2 protein-coding genes are annotated in these 4,724 nt (G+C 58.7%); both read right to left on the bottom strand.

Features of this window, described 5'->3' with window-relative positions; translation table 11 throughout:
* A partial coding sequence (locus V6C07_RS08180; protein ID WP_333535886.1) for a transglycosylase domain-containing protein occupies positions 1–931 on the bottom strand: 931 nt, incomplete at its 3' end.
* Positions 932–1,163: 232 nt separating this feature from the next.
* A partial coding sequence (locus V6C07_RS08175) for an alpha-2-macroglobulin family protein (protein WP_442891929.1) occupies positions 1,164–4,724 on the bottom strand: 3,561 nt, incomplete at its 5' end.

Below are 4,724 nucleotides of genomic sequence, written 5' to 3'. Positions count from 1 at the left end.
TGGCCGGGTCAAGCGTGGTACGCAGGCTGCGGCCGCCGTCCGGCTGCTGCAAAAGCTCAGCGCTCAAATGCGGGGCCGTAAAGGGCAGGTCTTCCGGACCGTATACTCGCAGGGGTGCGTGCTCCTGACGGCCATGCCAGACAGACTCCAAACGGCTGAACGCGGCCATGAAATGCTTGTTGTCGCTGGCAGGACGCCTCCGCACGGGGTTTTGCGGCACAAGCATAAGGGCGGTACTTTCACCGGGAGTGAGTTGTTCCGGCGTTTTGTGAAAATAGACCATTGCCGCTGCCCCAAGACCTTCCACATTGCCCCCGTAAGGTGCAAGGTTGAAGTAGGCTTCAAGGATATCTTCCTTGCTGAAATGCCATTCCAGTTGCAGTGCCAGGACAATCTGGCGCAGCTTTGCGCCGATTTTGCCTGTTTCGAGGCCATGCGCCAGCCGCACCACCTGCATGGTGATGGTAGAGCCGCCCATAAGGCGTTGCCCCGTGAGCAGGGAGACACCCGCACGGGCAAGAGCCGCCACATTGACTCCGGGATGATGCCAATAATAGCGGTCTTCGTAGCGCAAAACAGAGTCCACGGCTGCGGGCGGAATATCCGACAGGCGCGTGTGTATGCGATACTTCTGGTCGTTGGAAAGACTTAAGCGCATGAGGCCGCCCTTGCTGTCGTACACCACGCGCGAAAAGCTGATGCCGTCCAGAGGATGTTTGCAGGGCGCATAGTGCAGCCAGAGCAAAGCCACCCCAAGCGCGACAACAAGCACGGCAACATACCAGCCTGCCGGGCGGATTATCCGTTTCCAGACACGCCCGCCCAAGCCCGCAGGGAATTTACCCGTGCGCTCGGGCGTGGCGGGAGGCTCCCCCTTCCGTGAGGCCGCTGGAACCATAGAGACCATTGTGTTAATTTCGTTTTGCTGCATGTATTTCCGGCCGCAGCGTGACTTTTTATCAGGCAGAGTTTTTAAACACGGATATTTTTAGAAAAACCTGTTTCAGAATTACCGATGTTCAAGGCTCTGCGCTGCAAAAACAAAGAGTTGAAGGACTACTTCAAAAATACGGCCTATGTTTATGGCCTCTGCCCGGCACGTCTGTCATAACAAATCCGCGTCGGGCAGAGGCCGTTTCTCAACAGTGTTTCAATTGCGGGCTTTATTCAATGACCACATAGCCGCCGCCCAATCGGGCATTGGTCGCGGGTTCATACATGGCCTCGGCCACGGCCGAAGGCAGCACAAAACGCCCGCGTGTGGCGGCTCTGACCTTATAGGTGAAGGTTCGTGGCTGCGGTCCGGTGTTTACAAAGAAAATCCCCCTGTCCTCGCGCCGCTCGTGACGTATAAGCCCGTCCTGCGGAGCCGAGGTCGAGTTTTTTTCGAGCACAGGCTCAAAACCGCCGGGCAATAAATCCACCACGACCACGTTGGCATACGGGGAAGGAGAACGCAGACTCAACTCCACAGTAAGCACGTCACCAAGCTTGGCTGTGGTGACAGTCTCTCCGTGGCTGTCGACGTAGCGCCGCTGCAATTCAAGGCCGTTGGAGGCAGGAACAAGCGGCTTGCGTTCAAAGCCCTCGGTCGCCACGTGCAGGTTCCAGCCGCTGTCGCCCCTGGGCAGACTCACCCGGTAATTGAGGCAGCCCGGAGCATCAAGCGCAAGAACGGACGCGCGTTCGCTGTCCGGCTGCTCCGTTGCGGAAAATCCCTGCGCATAACTGGTGCAGATCAGGGAAATCCCCTCGGGAGAGGATGCTTCCGGCCCTGCCATCATGACCAGAGCACGGGATATAAGCCCCATGTCCACAGTGGTTGCCGTGGTGTTGAAGGCTTCGTCCAGCAGTACATCCGTGTTCACCTGCTGGCGCTTTTCAGGAAAATGCCGCAATACCACAGTGGCATGCAGGGCCGCAGCCGCTCCCTGTCCGAGCATGGAATCACCTGTCGCCATACTGAAGGTCGTGGGCATCAGTTGTTCGGCGCGGCTTTTCAGGCGCAGCATGTCGTAGCAGTCGGCCAGAAGCACGGCCACAAGGTCATTTTCCCATCCTTCGGTATTATCCCTGAACCACTGCTCAAGGCGCTCAACTTCCTGCGTCATGATGCGCCCGTCGCGCAGCAGCACCCATGCGCCATAAACCTTGATGCGCCCGTCACTTACATCCACAGGAGAGCGGCGCACCGTATTTTCAAGCGCATCAAGAATGTTTCTGGTCAGCCCTTCAGGCGTGGCAGCGCCACTTTCCCGCAGGGTGAGCAGAAAATCCCCGGCATAGGCGGTTACAAAATCATTGGTCGAAGATCCGGGCCAGAGGCTTACCCCGTCATAATAAACAAAGTTACTGCGTATGGTGTCCAACGCGGCGCTGATAACGGCATTGCCCCGTTTGGCGAGCATTTCCGGAGAAGTGCGCGGGCTGCTGAGCGCCTGTTTGCGCAGTTCCGGCGCAGTAAGCAGGCTCACATACGGCATGGCACGGCTGATAAGCTGCTCGGTACAACCATAGGGATAGGTGTCCAGCCGCGCCAGCAGTGAACGCAGCCCAAGAACGGGCAGAGCCGACACTGTGGCCTGCCCCTGTGCCTCGTACGGATAGAGATCGCGGTTCACGGGCACGTCCGTATCGCCTGTAAGGGCAATGACCTGCTCGGTGCGAACCCTCGGCGCGGGCGGACGCACGGACAGACTCTGCTTCCGCTCGCTGACGCCTGTTTCTCCCTTTCCTTCCAGTGTGGCGGTAAAGCGCACGTCAGCGGAACCCAGCACATCCTGCGCCCGCATGCGAAAGCGCAGCACAGCCTCGCCGTTTTCATTGATGGCGACGGTCTGCGGCTTCTGGCCGTTCAAGAAGACCAGTTCCGGCCCGCAGTCCATAGTTACGGCCACTTTGGCATCTTTGCCGCTGCCTTCCACCGTGTTGGCGATGACCAGTGCCGCGTCAAACTCATCGCCAGGCGCCACAGCCAGAGGCAGAAGCGGCTTCAGGATAAGCGTGCCGCGCACTTCCATATCGGCGCGGGCGCTTCCCGCAGTGGACCGGCCATCATAAACCGGAGTGCTGCCCACGGCCATAATCCGTATGCGCCCGCTTACATAGGCCGGTATGTCAAGGATAATTTCTGCTCCTTCGGGATTGACGACACTCACTTCCTGCCAGAAAGCAAACGGCGGTTCGCCGCGCCTTTTGAACGGATTGAGAAAACGCCCCCCGGCACCGGCTATGTCGCCGCCAAAACCGGGAATACGGCCCTGCAGCCTTGCATGGTCAGGCATAAGAAGATCAAGGGCCTGCATGGTGGATACGTCAAGGGCGCGATCGCCGAGCAACTCACGCAAAGGATCCGGCGTGGCAAAACCGGTGATCTGCAACACGCCCTCATCAACGGCAAAAAGCACAGCCTTGCCGGGTACGCGTGATGTCAGACGCACTTTTACCTTTTCGCCGGGCAACACCCGTTCGGGGGCTGTGATCTTCAGGCCCATGTCGCGCCGGCTCATGCCCACGGTAAAGGGCGCAACCCCATACGTATGGGGATTCATATACACAGCTTCTGAATCCAGAGCGCGCACAAAGGACACGTTGACAAAACCACGTCCTTCAAACTGCCCGGGAATTTGTATCTCCTGCACGCTTTCTCCGGCCTGCGCGCTAAACCACGCATGCGCCAGCACGTTTTCCCTTTCAATGGTAATAAGCCCGGTTCCCGCATATGGCGTGGAAAGGCTCATTTTTATGGTTTCACCGGCTTTGTAATGTTCTTTTTCAAGCTTGAGCCGCAGGTTGCCCTTCGCCAGCGAGCCTGTGGAAAGCCCGGACGGGTCTGCCAGCCTGCTGCCTGCCACGGAATACGGAATAAGCGCCAGAATATTGCCGTTTGCCTGACGCACGGTCACAAGAAAATCACCGGCCTCGGACGTGGGCATGACCCAGGACAGACCCTTCGGCTCCAGATTCACGGTCTGCCGTGTTATTTCCGTATCCACGGGCGTGGCGTCATAATGATATTCGCCCCGTGCGTCTGTAACCAGGCTATTAACGTAGCGGCGGGCTGAAAAAACAATTTCGGCCCCCCGCAGGGATGTCGGCGCAAGGTCATCGTTGACCACCAGAAGGCGCAGTGAGGCACGGGAGTTTTGCGGCACATAGTCCAGATTGTTGGCCTGCTCTTCACCTTTGTAGCCGAGAGCCACCTCAAGAGGAGAAAACAGGGCGGACATCTGACGGGTCACGGCCCTGCCGCCTTCCGGCTCAAAGCCGTCAATCATCAAAGTTCCGTAAAAAGTATTCCCCTGAAGCCTGTCGAGCGGGAGAGGCACGCGGGCCATTCCCTTGCTGTTGGTGAAGACGTCGGGCAGATCCATATACTGGTCCTGCGCGCCGGAAGGCGAAGGATCATAGAAAACATAGTCTTCGTATCCCGGAAAGCGCAAACTTCCCCTGCGGGCATGAAAAGCCGTATGGATACGGTGATTGGCCGCCGGCTCCCCGTAAAGGTTGTCCAGCCTGGCAGCCGCCACGGCAGGAGAAGCCCCTGCGCCTGTGCGTATCCACCCCTTGGGAGCGCCAGGCTCAAAGGAAGTGGACAGGGCCAGGGTGTCGGGCTGGAACTCCTCCACCCGGGTGGATGTGCCGCCGAGCACCGGACCGCTCGATCCGGGCTTGCCCGATGCCAGGCGAATATCCAGACGGTACTGCCCCACGGCGGCGTCTTC

It is taken from the genome of Desulfovibrio sp. 1214_IL3152, from assembly GCF_036763055.1.
Lineage (GTDB): Bacteria > Desulfobacterota > Desulfovibrionia > Desulfovibrionales > Desulfovibrionaceae > Desulfovibrio.
This window is presented reverse-complemented; position numbering and strand designations above follow the sequence as displayed.